This is a genomic window from Janthinobacterium sp. FT14W (assembly GCF_009208755.1).
Taxonomy (GTDB): Bacteria; Pseudomonadota; Gammaproteobacteria; order Burkholderiales; family Burkholderiaceae_D; genus Janthinobacterium; species Janthinobacterium violaceinigrum.
The window spans coordinates 1-17,663 of sequence record NZ_WFLL01000028.1; the positions used below are offsets into that span (position 1 = coordinate 1).

General features: G+C 64.4%; 15 protein-coding genes and 1 other RNA gene. 4 read left to right on the forward strand and 12 right to left on the reverse strand.

The genetic code is table 11. The annotated features are described in order from the left end of the window. A partial coding sequence (dnaX, locus tag GCN74_RS18290) for a DNA polymerase III subunit gamma/tau (RefSeq protein ID WP_152258001.1) occupies window positions 1-1,189 on the reverse strand: 1,189 nt, incomplete at its 3' end. Window positions 1,190-1,245: 56 nt separating this feature from the next. Between dnaX and GCN74_RS28800 the strand changes: the two genes are divergently transcribed. Then, window positions 1,246-1,398, forward strand: a complete 153-nt coding sequence (locus GCN74_RS28800; RefSeq protein ID WP_193317146.1) for a hypothetical protein — start codon at window positions 1,246-1,248, stop codon at window positions 1,396-1,398. A 28-nt stretch (window positions 1,399-1,426) separates the two neighbouring features. On the opposite strand, the gene ffs is transcribed toward GCN74_RS28800, so the two are convergent. Further along, window positions 1,427-1,525, reverse strand: an RNA gene (gene ffs, locus GCN74_RS18295) — signal recognition particle sRNA small type. 122 nt (window positions 1,526-1,647) lie between these two features. Further along, the gene (ubiD, locus tag GCN74_RS18300) at window positions 1,648-3,132 is read right to left on the reverse strand and encodes a 4-hydroxy-3-polyprenylbenzoate decarboxylase (protein ID WP_152258002.1); all 1,485 of its coding nucleotides are present in this window, start codon (window positions 3,130-3,132) and stop codon (window positions 1,648-1,650) included. A gap of 478 nt (window positions 3,133-3,610) precedes the next feature. On the opposite strand from ubiD, the gene GCN74_RS18305 reads away from it, so the two are divergent. Continuing rightward, window positions 3,611-4,528, forward strand: coding sequence for a lytic transglycosylase domain-containing protein (locus GCN74_RS18305; RefSeq protein ID WP_193317147.1), 918 nt, complete (start codon window positions 3,611-3,613; stop codon window positions 4,526-4,528). 119 nt (window positions 4,529-4,647) lie between these two features. On the opposite strand, the gene nusB is transcribed toward GCN74_RS18305, so the two are convergent. The 3 genes from nusB to ribBA form a co-directional block, all read right to left on the reverse strand. After that, window positions 4,648-5,118, reverse strand: a complete 471-nt coding sequence (gene nusB, locus GCN74_RS18310; RefSeq protein WP_071324693.1) for a transcription antitermination factor NusB — start codon at window positions 5,116-5,118, stop codon at window positions 4,648-4,650. Between the two features lie 202 nt (window positions 5,119-5,320). Further along, a complete protein-coding gene (gene ribH, locus GCN74_RS18315; protein WP_099664961.1) occupies window positions 5,321-5,803 on the reverse strand; it encodes a 6,7-dimethyl-8-ribityllumazine synthase in 483 nt (160 codons plus the stop codon). A gap of 176 nt (window positions 5,804-5,979) precedes the next feature. Next, complete coding sequence (gene ribBA, locus GCN74_RS18320) at window positions 5,980-7,098, reverse strand: bifunctional 3,4-dihydroxy-2-butanone-4-phosphate synthase/GTP cyclohydrolase II (protein ID WP_152258066.1); 1,119 nt, start codon at window positions 7,096-7,098, stop codon at window positions 5,980-5,982. Window positions 7,099-7,566: 468 nt separating this feature from the next. On the opposite strand from ribBA, the gene GCN74_RS18325 reads away from it, so the two are divergent. After that, a complete protein-coding gene (locus GCN74_RS18325) occupies window positions 7,567-7,992 on the forward strand; it encodes an OsmC family protein (protein ID WP_152258003.1) in 426 nt (141 codons plus the stop codon). On the opposite strand, the gene GCN74_RS28805 is transcribed toward GCN74_RS18325, so the two are convergent. Further along, complete coding sequence (locus GCN74_RS28805; protein WP_193317148.1) at window positions 7,989-9,407, reverse strand: hypothetical protein; 1,419 nt, start codon at window positions 9,405-9,407, stop codon at window positions 7,989-7,991. The genes GCN74_RS18325 and GCN74_RS28805 overlap by 4 nt on opposite strands. Window positions 9,408-9,547: 140 nt before the next feature. Here GCN74_RS28805 and GCN74_RS18335 point away from each other — a divergent pair, with 140 nt between their 5' ends. After that, window positions 9,548-10,408, forward strand: a complete 861-nt coding sequence (locus GCN74_RS18335) for a hypothetical protein (protein WP_152258004.1) — start codon at window positions 9,548-9,550, stop codon at window positions 10,406-10,408. 38 nt (window positions 10,409-10,446) lie between these two features. On the opposite strand, the gene GCN74_RS18340 is transcribed toward GCN74_RS18335, so the two are convergent. The 5 genes from GCN74_RS18340 to GCN74_RS18360 all read right to left on the reverse strand — a co-directional run bounded on the left by GCN74_RS18340 (window position 10,447) and on the right by GCN74_RS18360 (window position 17,657). Then, window positions 10,447-11,073, reverse strand: a complete 627-nt coding sequence (locus GCN74_RS18340; protein WP_152258005.1) for a riboflavin synthase — start codon at window positions 11,071-11,073, stop codon at window positions 10,447-10,449. 40 nt (window positions 11,074-11,113) lie between these two features. Beyond that, entirely contained in the window at window positions 11,114-12,187 is a 1,074-nt protein-coding gene (gene ribD / locus GCN74_RS18345; protein ID WP_413541553.1) for a bifunctional diaminohydroxyphosphoribosylaminopyrimidine deaminase/5-amino-6-(5-phosphoribosylamino)uracil reductase RibD, read from the reverse strand. Between the two features lie 76 nt (window positions 12,188-12,263). Continuing rightward, on the reverse strand, window positions 12,264-12,914 hold the full coding sequence (locus GCN74_RS18350; protein ID WP_319633472.1) for a GspH/FimT family protein: 651 nt from the start codon (window positions 12,912-12,914) through the stop codon (window positions 12,264-12,266). Between the two features lie 3 nt (window positions 12,915-12,917). After that, complete coding sequence (locus GCN74_RS18355; RefSeq protein WP_152258008.1) at window positions 12,918-13,370, reverse strand: type IV pilin protein; 453 nt, start codon at window positions 13,368-13,370, stop codon at window positions 12,918-12,920. A gap of 363 nt (window positions 13,371-13,733) precedes the next feature. Continuing rightward, the gene (locus GCN74_RS18360; RefSeq protein WP_152258009.1) at window positions 13,734-17,657 is read right to left on the reverse strand and encodes a pilus assembly protein; all 3,924 of its coding nucleotides are present in this window, start codon (window positions 17,655-17,657) and stop codon (window positions 13,734-13,736) included. Window positions 17,658-17,663 lie beyond the last annotated feature (6 nt).

A 17,663-nucleotide genomic window follows, 5' to 3' on the forward strand; every position in this document is an offset into this window, starting at 1 on the left:
CCCCTGCCGCGGCACGCGCGGCGGCGACAGCGGCGGGACGATTGCCCGCGGCAGCGGCCGGTGCGGCCGGCACGCCATCGGCGCCGCCTATGCCGGGCCGAAAGGCCAGCATGCGCAGCAAGGTCATGGTAAAGCCCGCGTATTCGTCGGGCGCCAGACCCAGTTCATTGCGGCCATGTACGGCGATCTGGTAAAACAGCTGCACTTCTTCCGCGTCGAACGCGCCAGCCAGGCGCACGATGTCCGCGTATTCAGGCAGGTCCTGCGGCAAGGCGGCAGGCACGGTTTGCGCCAGCGCAATGCGGTGCAACAAGGTGCCCAGGTCCTGCAGCGCGCCGTTGTACGACAGGCTGCGCGAGGCCATCTCGTCGGCCACGGCCAGCAAGTCGGCGCCGTCCTGCTGCGCCAGTGCATCGAGCAGGCGCACGAGGTAGGACTGGTCGAGCGCGCCCAGCATGCCTTGCACGGCATCCAGGGTGACGGCGCCGGCCGCATACGCGATGGCCTGGTCCGTCAGGGACAGCGCATCGCGCATGGAACCGTGGGCGCCCTGGGCCAGCAGGCGCAAGGCCGGCTGTTCGAAGGTTATGCCTTCCTGCCCCAGGATATTGTCCAGGTGGCTGATGATGTGGCCGGGCGGCATCTGCTTGAGGTTGAACTGCAGGCAGCGCGACAGCACGGTGACGGGTATCTTTTGCGGGTCGGTCGTGGCCAGGATGAACTTGACGTGCTCGGGCGGCTCTTCCAGCGTTTTCAGCATGGAATTGAACGCGTGGTTCGTCAGCATGTGCACCTCGTCGATCATGTAGACCTTGAAGCGCGCATTGCTTGGCGCATACACGGCTTGCTCGAGCAGCTGCGCCATTTCATCGACGCCGCGGTTCGACGCCGCATCCATCTCTATATAGTCGACAAAGCGTCCCGCGTCGATCGCCGTGCACGCTTCGCACACGCCGCAAGGCTGGGCCGTGATGCCGCCCGTGCCATCGGGGCCGATGCAATTGAGCGACTTGGCCAGGATGCGCGACAGGGTCGTCTTGCCGACGCCGCGCGTACCCGTGAACAGGTAGGCGTGATGCAATCGGCCGCTGTGCAAGGCATGCGTGAGCGCGCGCACGACGTGCTCCTGGCCGACGAGCGTCTCGAAATTCTTGGGGCGGTATTTACGGGCGAGGACTTGATAGGACATGCTGAGATTTTACCATGCGATTTTGCGGGTGATCCTGCGCGGCGGGCGCAAGCCTCATGGCCGGGCCATTCAAAATGGCAAACGCGGCAAAGCAGCAATTGTATAACATGGCCAGCTGGAAATATGGAAAACACGGCAAGCCTGGCAATGCTGCGGATCGGCAAGAAAATGGCGCCGCAAAAGCAAAAAAGCTGCCCATGGCAGCTTGATTGTTGATCCTGATAAAACATTCCCGAAGGAGGCGAGCCTGATCTGCGGCACTCATGGTTAATAGCCGTGGCTGCTTCGTTCCCGACCTGACCAGGTTAGCCATGCCACGATGCGCAGGGGCCCGCCGGGGACAATTATACCCGACCTGCGCAGGATTGGGGAAGCAAGCTGAAATCCGGGGTCAGACCCCCGGTCAAGTTGGCAATGACCTTTGCGTCAGCGGTGTTGAGGGTCTGACCCCAACCGTTCTACAGCCCCAGCTCTTGCCAGATGCCATCCACCCTGGCCTTCACTTCCGGCGTCATGGCGATCACCGTGCCCCACTCGCGCGTCGTTTCGCCCGGCCATTTATTCGTCGCGTCGATGCCCATCTTGCTGCCCAGGCCGCTGATTGGCGAGGCGAAATCCAGGTAATCGATGGGCGTGTTGTCGACCAGGGTCGTGTCGCGGATGGGGTCGACCCGCGTGGTGATGGCCCAGATGACTTCCTTCCAGTCGCGGATGTTCACGTCTTCGTCGACCACCACGATGAACTTGGTATACATGAACTGGCGCAGGAAGCTCCACACGCCGAACATCACGCGCTTGGCGTGGCCCGCGTACTGCTTCTTGATCTGCACCACGGCCATGCGGTAGCTGCAGCCTTCGGGCGGCAGATAAAAGTCCGTGATTTCGCTGAACTGCTTTTGCAGCAGGGGCACGAACACTTCGTTCAGGGCCAGGCCCAGCACGGCCGGCTCGTCCGGCGGTTTGCCTGTATACGTGGAGTGGTAGATGGGGTCGCGGCGCATGGTGATGCGGTCGATGGTAAACACGGGGAAACTGTCCTGCTCATTATAGTAGCCCGTGTGATCGCCATACGGCCCTTCCAGCGCGTGCTCGTAGCCGCTCGGATGGTTTTCGTCCGGGTAGATGTGGCCTTCGAGCACGATTTCGGCGGAAGCGGGCACGCGCAGCTCGCTGCCGATGGCTTTCACCAGCTCCGTGCGGCTGCCGCGCAGCAGGCCGGCGAACTGGTATTCGGACAGGCTGTCCGGCACCGGCGTGACGGCCCCTAATATAGTAGCGGGATCGGCGCCCAGCGCCACGGCGATCGGATACGGCTTGCCCTTGCTCTGGATCGCATGCTCGCGGAAGTCCAGCGCCCCGCCCCGGTGCGCCAGCCAGCGCATGATGACTTTATTACGTCCCAGCACTTGCTGGCGGTAGATGCCCAGGTTTTGCCGCTTCTTGTTCGGTCCCTTGGTGATCACCAGGCCCCAGGTGATCAGGGGCGCGACGTCGCCGGGCCAGCAATGCTGGATGGGCAGGCGCGCCAGGTCCACGTCGTTACCCTCCCAGACGATTTCCTGGCACTTGGCGCCGCGCAGCTCTTTCGGCGACATGTCCCACACGGATTTCACCAGCGAGCCCAGTCCCAGCAGATCCTTGAAATCCTTCGGCGGTTCCGGCTCCTTCAGGCGCGCCAGCACGTGGCCGATCTTGCGCAACTCGCTGACATCTTCCGCCCCCATGCCCAGCGCCACGCGGCGCGTGGTGCCGAACAGATTGCCCAGCACCGGCATCGTGTGCCCCGTCGGATGATTGAACAGCAAGGCCGGTCCGCCTGCGCGCAAGGTGCGGTCGCACACTTCCGTCATCTCCAAAATCGGTGAAATGGGGGTGGAAATGGGCTTAAGTTCACCTAATTGTTGCAGTTGAGAAATAAAATCTCGCAAATCTGAATATTTCATGTGTTTTTAATTTTTTTTGACGTCGGACGCCGTTGCTGAAGGATCTATGCCAAGTAATTGATTTTATTGGCTTTTGGCACAATGCAAGTCAAAAAGTAAGACATAAAAGTAATAAAGAAACGATTCGTTAGTATTGACTTGATATAAAACGGCTTCTACAATTCGCCCAACTTGAAAGAGCACGCCGGCCCAGAGCTTGATTTTAGCGTTTCTCTTTCATTCACGGAGTCGGGGCTCCACATGACATTTTAAGGAGTGTTTTCAAAAGGCGTCTGCCTTACCCCCGGTAAAAGTTGTATTGCGACTGATCCAATACCAGCATGGGACCGATCAGCTCAAGCAAGCAATGACGGCGTTTCTCGCACGCATCCATACGCGGCGGAAACGATGATATTTCTGATGCACGGCATTGGCAGTACCCACAACACCGCGAGACCGCGGAGGGACTGCCTGTTGACGCGACATTTCGGGGAACTCTATGACTCATCGTAGCACCGAAGCAGCCTTGCCTGCTTCAACCGTGGCTGGCCAGCCAGCGTTGGCGCGTTTGCGCGCCCGCGCACAGGCCATTTCAGCACGTGGCGTATTGACCACTGCGCAACACACTCTGACAGTCTTCGGCATTTCCGCCCTGGCACTGATCGCCCTGCTGATGTTCCGCCCCGACCTGGGCAAGCAACTGACGCACAGCCTGTTCCCGCTGCCCATGGCAGAGGCGCAAGCCGTCGAAGCACCGGCCCTGTCGGCACTGATGGAAGCGCCTGCTTCCGTGCAAACGGCCGCCGCCAACGACGCGCCCCTGACCAAGGAAGAAAAAGCCTTGCTGGGCACGCAAAAGCAGCAGCAATGGGTCACCAACTGGCTCTCCAAGCGCTACCGCGTGGCCAACGACGCCACCAATATGCTCGTGTCGACGGCCTACCTGACGGCCCGTGAAATCAAGCTGGACCCGCTGCTGATCCTGGCCGTGATGGCCATCGAATCGGGCTTGAACCCGTTCGCGGAAAGCCCGGTCGGCGCGCAAGGCCTGATGCAAGTCATGTCGAAAGTGCACCATGAGCGCTTCCAGGAAATGGGCGGCGTGCAGGCAGCCCTGAACCCCGTCGCCAACATCCGCGTCGGCTCGCTGATCCTGAAGGACTACGTCACGCGTGGCGGTTCCGTCGAAGCCGGCTTGAAAACCTATGTGGGCGCCGCCAACTTCGCCACCGACTCGGGCTACGGCTCGCGCGTGCTGGCCGAATACCGCCGCCTGAAGCAAGTGTCGGCCGGCCAGCGCGTGCCGACCACGACGCCGGTGATGGCATCGAACACGCCAGCGCCAGCCAAGGCGCCTGCAGCGGAAAGCGGCATCACCATCAAAGTGCTGCCACACAACGAGATCGCCGGCCTGTGACCCTTTAAAAGCCCTCACAGGGGCATCCAAAAAGCAGCACCCAGTAAAAAAGCCACCGCACGCAAGTGCCGGTGGCTTTTTTATTGCCCTGCGGCACTGGCCACAGGAACTGCTCTCTATTACTTGCGCTTGTTGGCGTTGACTTCTTCCTCGCGGAATTTCACTGCCAGCTTGTCGAGCACGCCGTTCACATATTTGTGGCCGTCGATGCCGCCAAACGACTTGGCCAGCTCGACCGCTTCGTTGATGACGACGCGGTACGGGATTTCCATGTTGTTCTTCAGCTCGAAAGCGCCGATCAGCAGGATGCCGTGCTCGATGGGCGACAGTTCCGCGATATTGCGGTCGATCAAGGGTGCCATGCTGTCGCGCAGCGCCAGCGAGTCCTTGATGGTGCCGTACAGCAGCACCGTGAAATGATCGCCATCCGCCTTGTCGAAGCCATGCGCGGCGCGAATATTGTTCACGACGGTGGTCGCGTCTTCATTGTTCAGCAGCCACTGGTACAAGCCCTGCAGCGCAAACTCGCGCGCGCGGTGACGCGGCGTGCGGTTTTTGCTGGGATTGGCGAGCAAATTTTTCTCAGTCATGATTGTTACCTGTTCTTAAATACGTGTTCACTACAAATTCCGGCGAGACAGCACGGCGCGCTTTTCAACGCGCCGCAGCCAACCGCGTGTCAGAACGTTCGAGAAAATGCTCAGAGCAAGGCGCGAGCCCGAAGACAGTACGAATGTACGGCGAGGGCTTGCAACGCAGCTATGGGCGTTTTATCGGACGTTCACTACACGGCTAGTCCTCCTCGGATTCTTGCAACTCTTCCAGCGCTTGCGCCAGATTGGCCATTTCCACTGCCACGCGTGCCGCTTCGGCTCCCTTGACCAGCATGCGCACTTCCGCCTGCTCGTCGTTTTCCGTCGTCAACACTGCGTTGGCGATGGGGATGCCGTAATCGAGACCGACGCGCGTGATGCCCGCGCCCGATTCGTTCGATACCAGCTCGAAGTGGTAGGTTTCACCGCGAATCACGGCGCCCAGTGCGATCAGGGCGTCGAATTGCTCGGTTTCCGCCATTTTTTGCAGAATCAGCGGGATTTCCAGGGCGCCCGGCACGGTCACGTGCAGGATATCTTCATCGGCCACGCCCAGCTTGCTCAACTCTTCCAGGCATGCCGACAGCAAGCCACCGCCGACGATTTCATTGAATCGTGCCTGGACGATACCGACGCGCAAACCTTCGCCGGCAAAATTGGTTTCGTATGCTCCTACGGTCATCATATGCCTCTTTAATCTGGTGGTTCAGGACGACATGCAGATGTCGCCATCGTTTACTCTACATCGACGCCTGACAAAATCGTAGCGAGCGGCAGCGAGTTGTGGTCGAGAAGCGCAACTGTACCAAGGTACAGTGAGCATCACAGGCCGCAAATCGCGACGCGCAGTAGATTTAGTCAGGCGTTCTGGCCAGGATGGCACTGAAAACCCGTTACTTCCAGGTCGAAACCGGCCATCGACGGCATCTTGCGGGGGCTGGCCAGCAATTGCATCTTGCTCACGCCCAGGTCGCGCAGGATTTGTGCGCCGATGCCGTAGCTGCGCAGATCCATGCTGGCGGCGCGGCCTTTCGGCTTGGCTTGCGGCGTATCCAGCGCGGCGAACTGGGCAAACAGCTCGCCCGACGTCTCGCCGCAGTTCAGCAAGACCATCACGCCCCGCTCGGACTGCTTGATGGCGGCCATCGAGGCGGCCACCGTCCACGAGTGGGTGGTCGCTTCGCTTTCCAGCACGTCCAGCAGGGAAACGGGCTGGTGCACGCGCACCAGCGCTTCCAGGCCGGGGGCCAGGTCGCCGTGCACGAGGGCCAGGTGGGCCGACGCGCTCGGCTTGTCGCGGAAGGCGATCAAACGGAATTCGCCATGCGCCGTGTGCAGGGTGCGCTCGGCAACGCGCTCGACCAGGGACTCCGTCTGGCTGCGGTAATGGATCAGGTCGGCAATCGTGCCGATCTTCAGGCCATGCTGCTCGGCAAACACCAGCAAGTCCGGCAGGCGCGCCATGGTGCCGTCTTCCTTCATGATTTCGCAAATCACGGACGCGGGCGTCAGGCCGGCCATGGCCGTCAGGTCGCAACCGGCTTCCGTATGGCCTGCGCGCATCAGCACGCCGCCTTTTTGCGCTTTCAGCGGGAAGATATGGCCAGGCTGGACGATATCGCTGGGCTGCGTGCCCTTGGCCACGGCAACCTGGATGGTCTTGGCCCGGTCGGCAGCGGAAATGCCCGTCGTCACGCCTTCGGCCGCTTCGATGGACACGGTGAAGTTGGTGCCGTAGGCGGTGCCGTTGCGCGACGTCATCATCGACAGGTTCAGCTCGTCGCAACGCTCTTCCGTCAAGGTCAGGCACACCAGGCCACGGGCATGGGTGATCATGAAATTGATTGCTTCAGGCGTCACGAAATCGGCGGCAAGCACCAGATCGCCTTCATTTTCCCGGTCTTCTTCATCGACCAGTATCACCATGCGGCCGGCGCGCAATTCAGCGACGATCTCTTCGGTGCTGGAAATTGACATCATTCATCCTCGTAAGACGCCAGGCCAAACCTGCTGCGCGTCGGTACAGGCGGCTTGCGATGCTCACCGTACCTGCGTACGGTTGCGCTTCTCGGCCACCTTGCCCTTGCGCTCGCGACGGTTTTGCCGGGCGTTGTTAATGAAACTAAAAACTGAAACTGAAACATCGCGTGCGAAGATTCCGCGAATTTCCGGGAATTTTCTTATAACCTGCTATTTTAAAGGATTTAGCGCTGACAGACCTGAAATAAGACAGCCCGGCAACACCGATGCGCTGGCGCCCCTCCCAGCAGCCCCACAAAGCACCGATTCTGCGATCCAGCGCAAACGGCGGCGGCAAAACGCGCGCCGCCCGCCTTGCGAAGCGCATAAGATGAGCGGGTCAGCACACTGATTCATCCTCCGCGCCCCGCGGTTCCCGCCGCTGCGGGCGCTTGTTACGCATTATCCCCACACAGGAGCGGCAGCATGAAAACCAACGGATCGGCCATCTGGTCAGGCGGCATCAAGGACGGCAAGGGCGCCATCAGCACGCGCAGCGGCGCCTTGCACGAATATCCCTACGGCTTTGCCAGCCGCTTCGAAGGCAAGCCCGGCACGAATCCGGAAGAACTGATCGGCGCCGCCCACGCGGGCTGCTTCACCATGGCCCTGTCGCTGATCCTCGGCGAAGCGGGCCTGACGGCGGAAAAGATGGAGACGACGGCTGAAGTCACCCTCGACAAGGTGGACGACGGCTTTGCCATCACGGCCGTCCATTTGACCCTGAAAGCAAAAGTTCCCGGCGCCGACCAGGCAAAATTCGAGGAATTGACGGGCAAGGCCAAGGCCGGCTGCCCCGTGTCGAAGCTGCTGAAAGCCACGATCACGCTGGACGCCACCCTGCTGCCCTAGATCTTATCCACGGGCTTGACGGGTTCCACGGGAGCCACCGGCGCCACCAGCGGCAGGCGCGAGTCGCTGGCCGGCAATGGCCGGTTCATCAGGCCGGGATTCAGGGCTGCATTGTTCAGGTTATACGCGGCAATGGCCGCCGCCACGGACGGGTCTTGCGAGGAAGGCAGCGGCACGGCCATGCCCGCGGCTTGCGCGGCCAGCTCTTGCGCCTGGGCATTTTGCTGAGCCAGCTGGGCTTGCTCCGTCGCCAGGCCCGCATCGGCTTGCCCCTGCGCTGCGCGCGCCTGCGCCTGCACCCGGTCGCTGGCCGCCTGGGCCGCCATCTGCGCGTCGCTGGCAGCCAGCTGGGCCCGTACGGCATCGTCCGCGGCCGCTTGCGCCTGCTGCTGCAAACCCTGCTGCCGCACCTGCCCCTGGCGCAGCTCGTCCACCCGCGCCGCTTCCTGCTGCTGCGCCTGCTGATCAGTACTGATGCGTTCGCTGTCCACGCGTTCGGCATCCAGGCGCTGGGCATCCACGCGCTGGCTATCGGCTCGCTGCGCCTGCAGCAGTTCCTGGCCGCTTGCCGCGGCTGGCGCCAGCGGCGCCGGTGCCGGCCGCAGCCCCTGCAAATCCAGGTTCAGTTCTTCCGCTTCCAGCTGCTGTTGCAGTTCCAGTTGCCGCTGCGCAATGGCGGCCGTTTGCGGCGGCACCCCTGGCGCCACAGCCAGCTGCGGCCCCGCCAATGCGGCAAGCGCAGGCTGTGCGTCACCCGTCAAGTCCGCTTCGACAACGGCGGCCAGCGGCGCGCCCTGCTGCTGGGCCAGCACGGCGCCCACTTGCGCCAGCACGTCCGTTCCCTGCTGCAAGGCATCCAGGGTGGCACGGCTATCGGCCGCATACGCAGCCTGCAACGTTGCAACATCGACATCTTCATTGCGCAAATCGATGCCCATGCTGGCCAGCCGTGCCTGCGTGAGCAAGCTGCCGTCCTGCGCCAGCGCGGCCGCCGCATCCGTGGTGCCGTCGCCCGACAACAAATCGTAGCGCTGCGCCAGGCTGCCCGGCGTGTCGCCGGCCGTCGCCAGCTGGCTGGCATCGATGCCGCTCGTTTGCAGCTGGGCAAACGATTCCGTCAGCTGCCGCGCCAATGCCAGCAAGTCGTCATTGACGTTCACGGGGGTATTCGCCGCCCTGGCCTCGGCCGTGGCGCCCTGCAAGGCCAGCAGTTGCCGGCGCGACAAGGCCACGCCGGACAGGAACTGGCCCAGCGGGGAGATGTCGACCTGGGTCGATGACAGGATGGCAAGGGCCGCCGCGCTGGACGACGGCACGGGCAGCGCCGGCGCCAGCGGCGCCAAAGGCGCCGTTGCGCCCACGCGTGACGTGGCCGGGATGGTATTGGGCACGGTTGCGCGCGAAATCGGGTCCATGGCTAGCCCTCACTGCGGAAAACCATATTATGCGCGTCTTGCAGCATTGCATCGCACAATTGGCGCATACGGAAACATGTCTGGAGAGTAACTTTCAACGATAGAATACGCTTGCCACGATCTTGCCATATAGGAACAACATGCTGAATGAACCGGAACTGGAAGCCGATATACCGACGACGCCGGCAGCGCCTGCCCCGGCGGCAGCGAACGCGGGCATCGAGGAGGTGTACGCGGCCCTGTGCCGCGATTGGGGAATCGCCAGGCCGCCGGCATTGACAGTGACGCCATCGCTGAAAGTGGGCGGCCGCGTGCTGCTGGGAGAATACCGGCGCGAGCGGCATGAAATCATGGTCGCGCAGAACATCAGCAATCCCGAGCTGGTGCTGTCGCACGAGCTGTGCCATGCCATTGCAGGTGCCGGCATCGGCTACAAAGGGCACCATGGCGCGCCCTTCCTGGCCTTGTGGAGCCTGGCCGACCATTATTTCATGGCCGGCAGGATCGGCGCCACCGTGGGCGATCTGCCGGTGTTCACCATTGGAACGCAATGGCTGCGCGCGGCCCCGCGACGCTACCGCGAAACGGAACGCCAGCGCGCGCACAAGGTCATCGAGGCAGTCAAGAAGGAAATGGCGCAGCGCCCGCTGACAATAGATGAGCTTGCTATTGCCATCCGCACACAAATGGGAACGCAGGCGCGCTCCAGCTCGTTTTCCAGCTGGGTCATCGACCGCTTTTTCACGCAAAAAGCGGTGTGGCAATACTATACGGGCCGCAGCGCCATCGTCCTGCTGCTGGCGGGCATTGCGCTCCACACCGCGGTACCCAGTGACTACAAGCCCATGGTCGCGGGGGCAATGGCGGTAATACTAGGCGGCATCGCCGCCATCTGCGCGGCATGCGTCTCCATTGAAAAAGCGCTGTGCAAATGGGCGGACATCGGCAAGCTGCCGCTGCGCCGCAAGATCTGGCGTATGCTGTTCAGCAAGGCAGGTTAATCTCCGTCAACACCGGCCCCTGCGGGCGCAACTTGCACTCACTTATCCAGCGACAGCATGCGCTCGACATAGCGGGCGATCAGGTCGATTTCCAGGTTCACCTTGCCATCGACCGTCAGGTGCTTCAAGGTCGTCATGGCGATCGTGTGCGGAATCAGGTTGATCGAGAAGCGGCAGCCGTTGACGGCGCCCGCGCCCAGGTCTTCCACGCGGTTGACGGTCAAGGACACGCCATTGACGACGACGGAACCTTTGAAGGCCAGGTATTTTGCCAGTTCATGCGGCGCTTCGATCACCAGTTCCCACGATTCGCCCACGGCTTCGAACTTGCGCACGATGCCCAGGCCGTCGACGTGGCCGGACACCAGGTGGCCGCCCAGGCGTTCAGCCAGGGTCAGGGCTTTTTCCAGGTTCACTTCCGTGGTCGTATCGAGACCCACGGTGCAATTGAGGCTTTCGCGCGAGACATCGACGGCAAAGCCCGTATCCGATTTTTCCACCACCGTCATGCAAGCGCCATTGATGGCGATCGAATCGCCCAGGGCCACATCGGCCAGCGGCAAGCCGCCCGCATGGATGTTCAGGCGCACGCCTGCATCGAGGCCGCCGTCGAGCGGTTGCACGGTTTCAATCTTGCCAATGGCGGCAACAATTCCTGTAAACATGGAGCTAACCCTATAAAAATGTGAAAGTATGCGTTGCGTATTAGTTGCGTTCGGCGAATCTTGCAAGGATACGCAAATCTGCGCCCACTTGCTGAACCTGGTGGAATTGCAAAGTGCGTTGCTGTTTGAGGTCCGTCAATGCGGGCAAGGCAAACATGCCTTGCGCATCGCCCAGCAAGGTGGGCGCCAGGTAGACCAGCAGCTCGTCGACGCAACCTTCGCGGATCAGCGAGCCGTTCAGCTTGGAGCCGGCCTCGACGTGGACTTCATTGATTTGCCGGCGTCCCAGTTCCAGCATCAGCGCGGCCAGGTCGACCTTGCCGGCCGCGTTCGGCAACATGATGACTTCCGCGCCCAGCGCCTGCAGCTGCGCCTGCTTCTCCCGGTTGGCGACGGCCGCCACGATCCATGTGCCGCCGCCCTGCAAGATGCGCGCATCGGGGCTGATGTCGAGCCGGCTGTCGACGACGATGCGGCGCGGCTGGCGCGGCGTCTCGACGGCGCGCACGTTCAGCTGCGGATCGTCGGCCTTGACGGTGCCGATGCCCGTCAGGATGGCACAGGCGCGCGCGCGCCAGGCATGGCCGTCGGCACGCGCCTCCGCTCCCGTGATCCACTGGCTTTGTCCGTTGTGCAAGGCCGTCATGCCATCGAGGCTGGCCGCCGTTTTCATGCGCACCCACGGCTTGCCGCGCTGCATGCGCGAAAAGAAGCCGATATTCATTTCATGCGCCTCGTCCGCCAGCACGCCCGTAGTGACGGCGATGCCGGCCGCTTCCAGCTTGGCCAGACCCTGCCCCGCCACCAGCGGATTCGGGTCCGTCATGGCGGCCACGACGCGCCCCAGCCCCGCGCGCACGAGCGCATCCGAGCATGGCGGCGTGCGGCCATGGTGGTTGCAAGGCTCCAGGGTCACGTACGCCGTGGCGCCGCGCACGTCGTTGCCGCGCGCGGCCGCATTGGCCAGCGCTTGCACCTCCGCATGATCCTGCCCGGCCGCCTGCGTCACGCCGGCGCCGATCACCTGGCCATCCTTGACGATCACGCAGCCGATGCGGGGATTCGGCGAGGTCGTGTATAAACCGCGTGCCGCCCATTCCAGCGCCAGGCGCATGCCATCGATATCGTTGAGTATTTCCACGGGCTTCTTTGAAGGTGAATAATCGGTAATCGCCAAATGGCGAGTCTTGCTACGAACTGTCGGCTACGCCGCTGCAATTGGCCGCTTGCTGCTGCGGATCGCACACGCGCACCCTGCCCAGCATATTGATTTTAATATGGCGCACCTGCTTTCCCAAAGTCAGGGACAAGGTACCCCAGCGCGCCGCCAGGCTGTTGGTCGCGCTGCAACTGCGTCCAGCGCCATTGTAGGCGATATAAAACGGCGCCGTGGCCGACGAAAACGCGAACTGGGCCGTGATGCCCGCCGGCAGCGGCCCCTGGCGCAACAGCAATTCGTCGCCGTCATCGAACACCAGGTTGGCATTGCGGTCGATGAATGCCAGCCAGCCCGTGCGCCAGTCCGTGCCGCCGGGTCCTGCCGGCATCAGCAGCACGCGCCGGCCCCGCGCCATCGCCTGCGCCCGCGTCGATTCGATGGCCGAGAACAAGTCCGTGGCCGCCGCGCGCACCTGCTGGCGCGCCAGCACCTGCTGCAGGCTGGGCAAGGCTGCGGCCGCCAGCAGCGCCGCAATCGCCAGCACGGCCAGCAATTCAAGCAAGGTATGACCCGCCCGAACTGGCCGCTTGCGCGAACGGACAAACCGGGACCTGCCGCAGCAAGGCGAAAGGCCGCTTGAACATGGCCCCCCCCAGCCGCGCCCCCGTTCCGGCGTGGCCATGGCCTAGTGCCAGCAATGGCTGGCCGGGCCGCTGCTGCCCCGCTGGCCCGTGCTGCTCAAGGACAGGACGCCGCAATCGGCATCCCGGAACTGCGCATCGACCTTGGCCGTGCCCGGCATGGCCCGCAGCAGCACGCATTGCCCGATGGTCACGCCGGGACAGGCCCGCGCCTCGATTTCATACGCGCTGGCAGCAGCCGGTCCTTCGCCTGACCACCACGGAAATTGCTGCACCTGCGGCGCAGGCGACGCCGAGGAAAAAGCCAGGTAGTGATTATTTTGCGAAAAATAGCGCTCCTGCTGCTGCATCAGCCGCAGCAAGGCCGCCTGCCCCTGCACCCGCTTGGCGCGCAAGACGTAACCATGGTAGGCGGGCACGACCGAGGCCAGCAGCAGGCTCACGATCGCCAGCGCGGCCAGCAACTCGATCAGGCTGAAGCCCGCAATGGCGCCCATTGTCACAGCTGCGGCAGGGGCGGTACCGGCGGCTCGCGCGCACGGTTGCGGCGGCGCACAGGGACGCGGGTGCAGAACTGGCTCCCCGCCCCCGCATGCACTGCCGCCCTTGCCTCCCATGCAGCCCCCCGCGCCAGCGTCCTTATTGCCAGCGTCCTTACCGCCACCGGCATTCCCACCTGCGCTACCACTTGCGCCGACGTCACCTGCATCGCCTGCAGCAGACACGTTCCGCGTCGCCACCGCCCCCATGACTGCCCCTTCGCAAAAAGTTGCTCATCGATCCGGCAGGCCGGCTCACGCGTGGCCTGCGCCTGGTCAGCTTGCACTATGCCGGCGCTCAAGGCGCCCGCCTGGCCACGCCTATTTTTGCTTGGCCGCCTCGTGCAATTCGCGCCAGTTCGCCACTTCACGCCAGCTGAGGCGCCGGGCCGGCAGCGGCGCGCTGACAACCTTGAGCCCGGCCCCGCTGGCCGTGGCGGGCAGGCCCGGTTGCAGCACGGCCAGTTCCTTGCGACCCTCGGCCCGCCCTGTGGCCGTCACGGCACCCACCGTGCTGTTCAGTTCCAACGCCAGCGGCGGCGCCCGCGCCAGGCCATCGAACAGACGCCCCGTCTGCGCACCCGCCTGCACGACACCGGCGCCATCGGCGGCAAAACCGCTCAGCACATCGAGCACGTACAGGCGGGTGGCGGGCCTGGCGCAGGGATAGCGCCCCGGCAGGACGGTGTTGAACAGCACCTTGCCCGCAGCCAGCACGGGACTGCTGATGCTGCGTTCGCCCGTCTGCGCCGTGTTCATGAAATCGAGGTACCAGCCGCGCATGGCATCGCTGCCCGTATAGCGCAGCTCGGCACCATCGACGCGCACGCCGTCCACCGCCTCGCCCAGGCTGCGTTGCTCCAGGTCGGCGCGGCTGCGCGTGGGCGACGACTCCCGCAGATCGTCGTGCACGGCGTAGAACGACTGCGACAGGAAGGCGGAAGGCCAGGTATCGGCCCCTTCGACCAGTTTCCCCGTACCGAACAGCAGCAGATAACCGCCATCGGGCGCATACGCCACGTTCAGCTGCTGCGTCACGGGCTGGCGCCTGCCCTGCGCATCGCGCGCAACAAACACGAGCTTGCGTCCCTGACCATCTTTCCACGGCGGCCCGCCGGTCATATCCAGGCGCCAGATATTGCCCTGCAAATCGCCCGCATACACATGGGCCAGTGCACCATCGCTGCCCGGTACCACGGCGGGCGGGCCCAGCGCGTGGGACATGGCGCCTGCGCTGGCGTCCCCATCCGCACCCGCATCGCCGCCCTGGCCGCCGCCGCTGGCCACGGGCACCTTAAGCCGGAAGTAATTACTTCCCAACACCCACGGCGTGCCGGGCGCCTTGTCCAGCGCCAGCAGGAAGATGGCGGCGGCGGAAGCGGGTGCCGTCGTGTCCTTGCCATCGTCCACATGGTTGTTGTAGCCGCTGGTCACGACGGCAAAATCGCGGTAGGCCACCACCCCATCCTGGCCGCCCATATTGATGCGGGCAAAGGCGGGCGGCGCGCGTACATTGCCCATCAGCCTGTCATCGCGGTCCGTGAATTCCCACAGCGCCCCGTCTTGCGCAAAGCGCGCCGGGTCCGTGAGGTCGAGCGCAAATACACCCTGCGCCCCGCCGCCCATGCCGGATGCCAGCACCGTCTTCCAGCGTCCCAGCGCCAGCACTTCCGCCGTGGCCGCGGCACCGTCGAGCAGCGGGCCGGGGCTGTAGTGAGTGCTCGCAGCGGCGGCTGCGGCGTGCAGCAGCGCTTGCGGCAGATAGGCAAACAATTCGCTGCCCGTGCGCGCATCGAACGCATGCAGCAAGCCATCGTTGGCACCCAGGTACAATACCTTGCGCCGCTGCAGCAGCAACTTGCGGTGCGAGCCATAGCCGGTGCCCGGCATGCCCAGTCCCGGTGCGCCCACGTACAGCAAATTGCCATGCGGCGCGGCGCCCAGGCTGCCCGTGCGGCGCCGCAAAAATCCTCCTGGCTGGCCCACCTCGTGCTTGCGCTCACCCAGCAGGTACGCCAGGCGCGCCTCGCCCTGCCCATCGCCGCCGTCGAATGCGCCGCGCTGGGCCGCATCGAGCCGCTGCCACGCCAGTTGCACCAGGCTGCCCTGGGCGTCGAGCGTATAGACGGGACGCAAGGATGCGGACGCCCCCTCCGGCACGGGCTTATCCTGTCCGCCCGCGCGCCACCATGGCTTGCCCGGGAACAGTGCACCATCGGCACCCACGGCAAAGGCGCTGCGCGACAAGGTCATGGTGCCATCGGCCAGGCGCACCTGCGTGTGAAACCAGTATGCGTCTTCCGTGCCGCTGGCCAGCGCCATCAGCGCCGGCCCCGCGAGCGTCGCCGGCAAGCTGCCCTTGTCGGCCGCCGCAAACGCTGCGCGCAATCCCCCGATCAGGGCGGCCGGATCGCTGCCGGGCAGGTAATGGGCGGGCCAGCGGCCATCCAGGCTCCACTCCTCCAGCGCGCTGCCCGCCGTGCTCTTGTAGGGGTTGGCGTCGCCGTTCGCATCGAGAAAACCACCATATTTTGCCGCCAGCAACAAGGGAGTAGCGGCCGGCGTGGCGGCGGGCACGGCCGCAGGGTCGCCTTGGCGCAAGTCGCCCGCATAGTGTTCGACGGGCGCCAGGCCGTCTTTCTTGCCGCCAGGGCGCAACGCCTGCACATGCGACCAGTAGGCCAGGCCGGCTGCATGGTAGCTGGCGCCGCCCGCGCCGTCGGCCAGCAGTTCCAGTGCCGCCAGTTCGGGCCGCGGCGCGGGATTGCCCTGCGCGGCGCCGCTTTCCAGGCTACCCACCGCATGCGTCCAGGCCATCGCATCGAACGGGGGCGGCGCAAAGCCATCCGCGGCGCGGGCGCGGTCGCCAGGCGCGGCGGGAGTAACTGGAAGATTGCCTGGCACGTAACGGTCGCCCGCCATGCCCCCATCGCCGAGGCTGACGACCACGTGGCGCTGGCAGCTGGCCGTTTGCGGATCGTTCCATGGAGTCACGACCGGCAAGCCGCCATCGTTGGCAGGCGGGGCCGTGGCGGGCGGCACCAAAACACTCGCCTGCCGGCCCTGCAGGTAGCGCAGCGATTCGTACAGCAATTCGGCCAGCGGCGCCGCCCCCGCGTACGCGCCGGGATGCCCGGCATTGCTGCGGCCCAGGCCATTGATGTAAGCGGTCACCCCGCCACCGGGGCCCGCGCCCTGGGCCTCAAGGTGGGATGGGGCTTGGGCCATATACACGCCGGTGGCGGGATTCCACTCGGCGTCGGGATTATCTTGCGGCAAAAAATCGGGCGCCGCCCAGCGCTGCCTGCCCACATGGGCCAGCGGCGCGCGCAGCACGCCGCCATACACGGGGCCGGCGCTGGCGGGCACGTCGTTCAAGTGGCCGAACACGCCCACGCGCACCCTGCCCCCATGGCGCTGCACGGCGCCCACCGGCTTGTAGTTCTTGCCATACGCCAGGCACAAGTCGTCGCGCAGCGGCCCTTCGACAGCGTCGCACACGCGCACGCGCGCAAGAAACACGCCGTGCGTGGCTGCGCCGCCGGGGGTATCGCACGAGCCGCCCGCAGGCTGGCTGAGGCTGGCATCGCCGAATAGCAAACGATTACGACAGGAAACAATAGCCAGTTGCGCCAGCGCAAACGGCGTCGCCGCCGACACGCCAGTCTGCAAGACCTTGCGCGGAAAAAAGACGGGATGAGCAAAGAAGTCGACGGGGCCGTCCGCATCGGGCAGGTAGGCGCGCTGCAGCACCGTCTTGCGTACCTCGTCGATGACGCGGTCGCCGCCCGTCAGGGCGTAACGGACGATGTCGAGCATGCTGGCGCTGGCCCAGTTGAGAAAGTTGCCGCTGAAACTGTCGCCGCCGCAACCGTGCAGCGCATCGGCCGGTTTCAGCACTGAGAAGTAAGCGGTCGCTACGCGCAAGTCCGGCAGCATGACGCCATCCTTGCTGCGATACGGATAGCTGTAGCACATGCGCGCATGGAAGTAACCGAAGTACTCGCGCTGCGGCGCATACTCGCCGCCATATGCGGCAGCGGCGGCAGCATGCGTGAGGGACAGGTTGAGAAGCAGATTCGGCGGCACCCTGGCGCCATGCAAGCCCGCGTCGGCCCGCTCCAGCGCCACCGGGGGCGCGGCGGCGGCCGCAACGGGGCCGCAAGTAAGGCAGGCCAAGCCGGCCAGCAGCAGCAGCAGCAGCAGCAACAGCGAGACGCGGCCGGCGCGCCGCCAGGCGGACAACAAAGC

What these genes read in the sequence shown, in the direction of transcription:
- GCN74_RS28800 (WP_193317146.1), top strand. Translation starts at nt 1,246, where the DNA reads ATGGCCGGGCCATTCAAAATGGCAAACGCGGCAAAGCAGCAATTGTAT.
- ubiD (WP_152258002.1), bottom strand. Translation starts at nt 3,132, where the DNA reads ATGAAATATTCAGATTTGCGAGATTTTATTTCTCAACTGCAACAATTA.
- GCN74_RS18305 (WP_193317147.1), top strand. Translation starts at nt 3,611, where the DNA reads ATGACTCATCGTAGCACCGAAGCAGCCTTGCCTGCTTCAACCGTGGCT.
- nusB (WP_071324693.1), bottom strand. Translation starts at nt 5,118, where the DNA reads ATGACTGAGAAAAATTTGCTCGCCAATCCCAGCAAAAACCGCACGCCG.
- ribH (WP_099664961.1), bottom strand. Translation starts at nt 5,803, where the DNA reads ATGACCGTAGGAGCATACGAAACCAATTTTGCCGGCGAAGGTTTGCGC.
- ribBA (WP_152258066.1), bottom strand. Translation starts at nt 7,098, where the DNA reads ATGTCAATTTCCAGCACCGAAGAGATCGTCGCTGAATTGCGCGCCGGC.
- GCN74_RS18325 (WP_152258003.1), top strand. Translation starts at nt 7,567, where the DNA reads ATGAAAACCAACGGATCGGCCATCTGGTCAGGCGGCATCAAGGACGGC.
- GCN74_RS28805 (WP_193317148.1), bottom strand. Translation starts at nt 9,407, where the DNA reads ATGGACCCGATTTCGCGCGCAACCGTGCCCAATACCATCCCGGCCACG.
- GCN74_RS18335 (WP_152258004.1), top strand. Translation starts at nt 9,548, where the DNA reads ATGCTGAATGAACCGGAACTGGAAGCCGATATACCGACGACGCCGGCA.
- GCN74_RS18340 (WP_152258005.1), bottom strand. Translation starts at nt 11,073, where the DNA reads ATGTTTACAGGAATTGTTGCCGCCATTGGCAAGATTGAAACCGTGCAA.
- ribD (WP_413541553.1), bottom strand. Translation starts at nt 12,187, where the DNA reads ATGCGCCTGGCGCTGGAATGGGCGGCACGCGGTTTATACACGACCTCG.
- GCN74_RS18350 (WP_319633472.1), bottom strand. Translation starts at nt 12,914, where the DNA reads ATGGCCACGCCGGAACGGGGGCGCGGCTGGGGGGGGCCATGTTCAAGC.
- GCN74_RS18355 (WP_152258008.1), bottom strand. Translation starts at nt 13,370, where the DNA reads ATGGGCGCCATTGCGGGCTTCAGCCTGATCGAGTTGCTGGCCGCGCTG.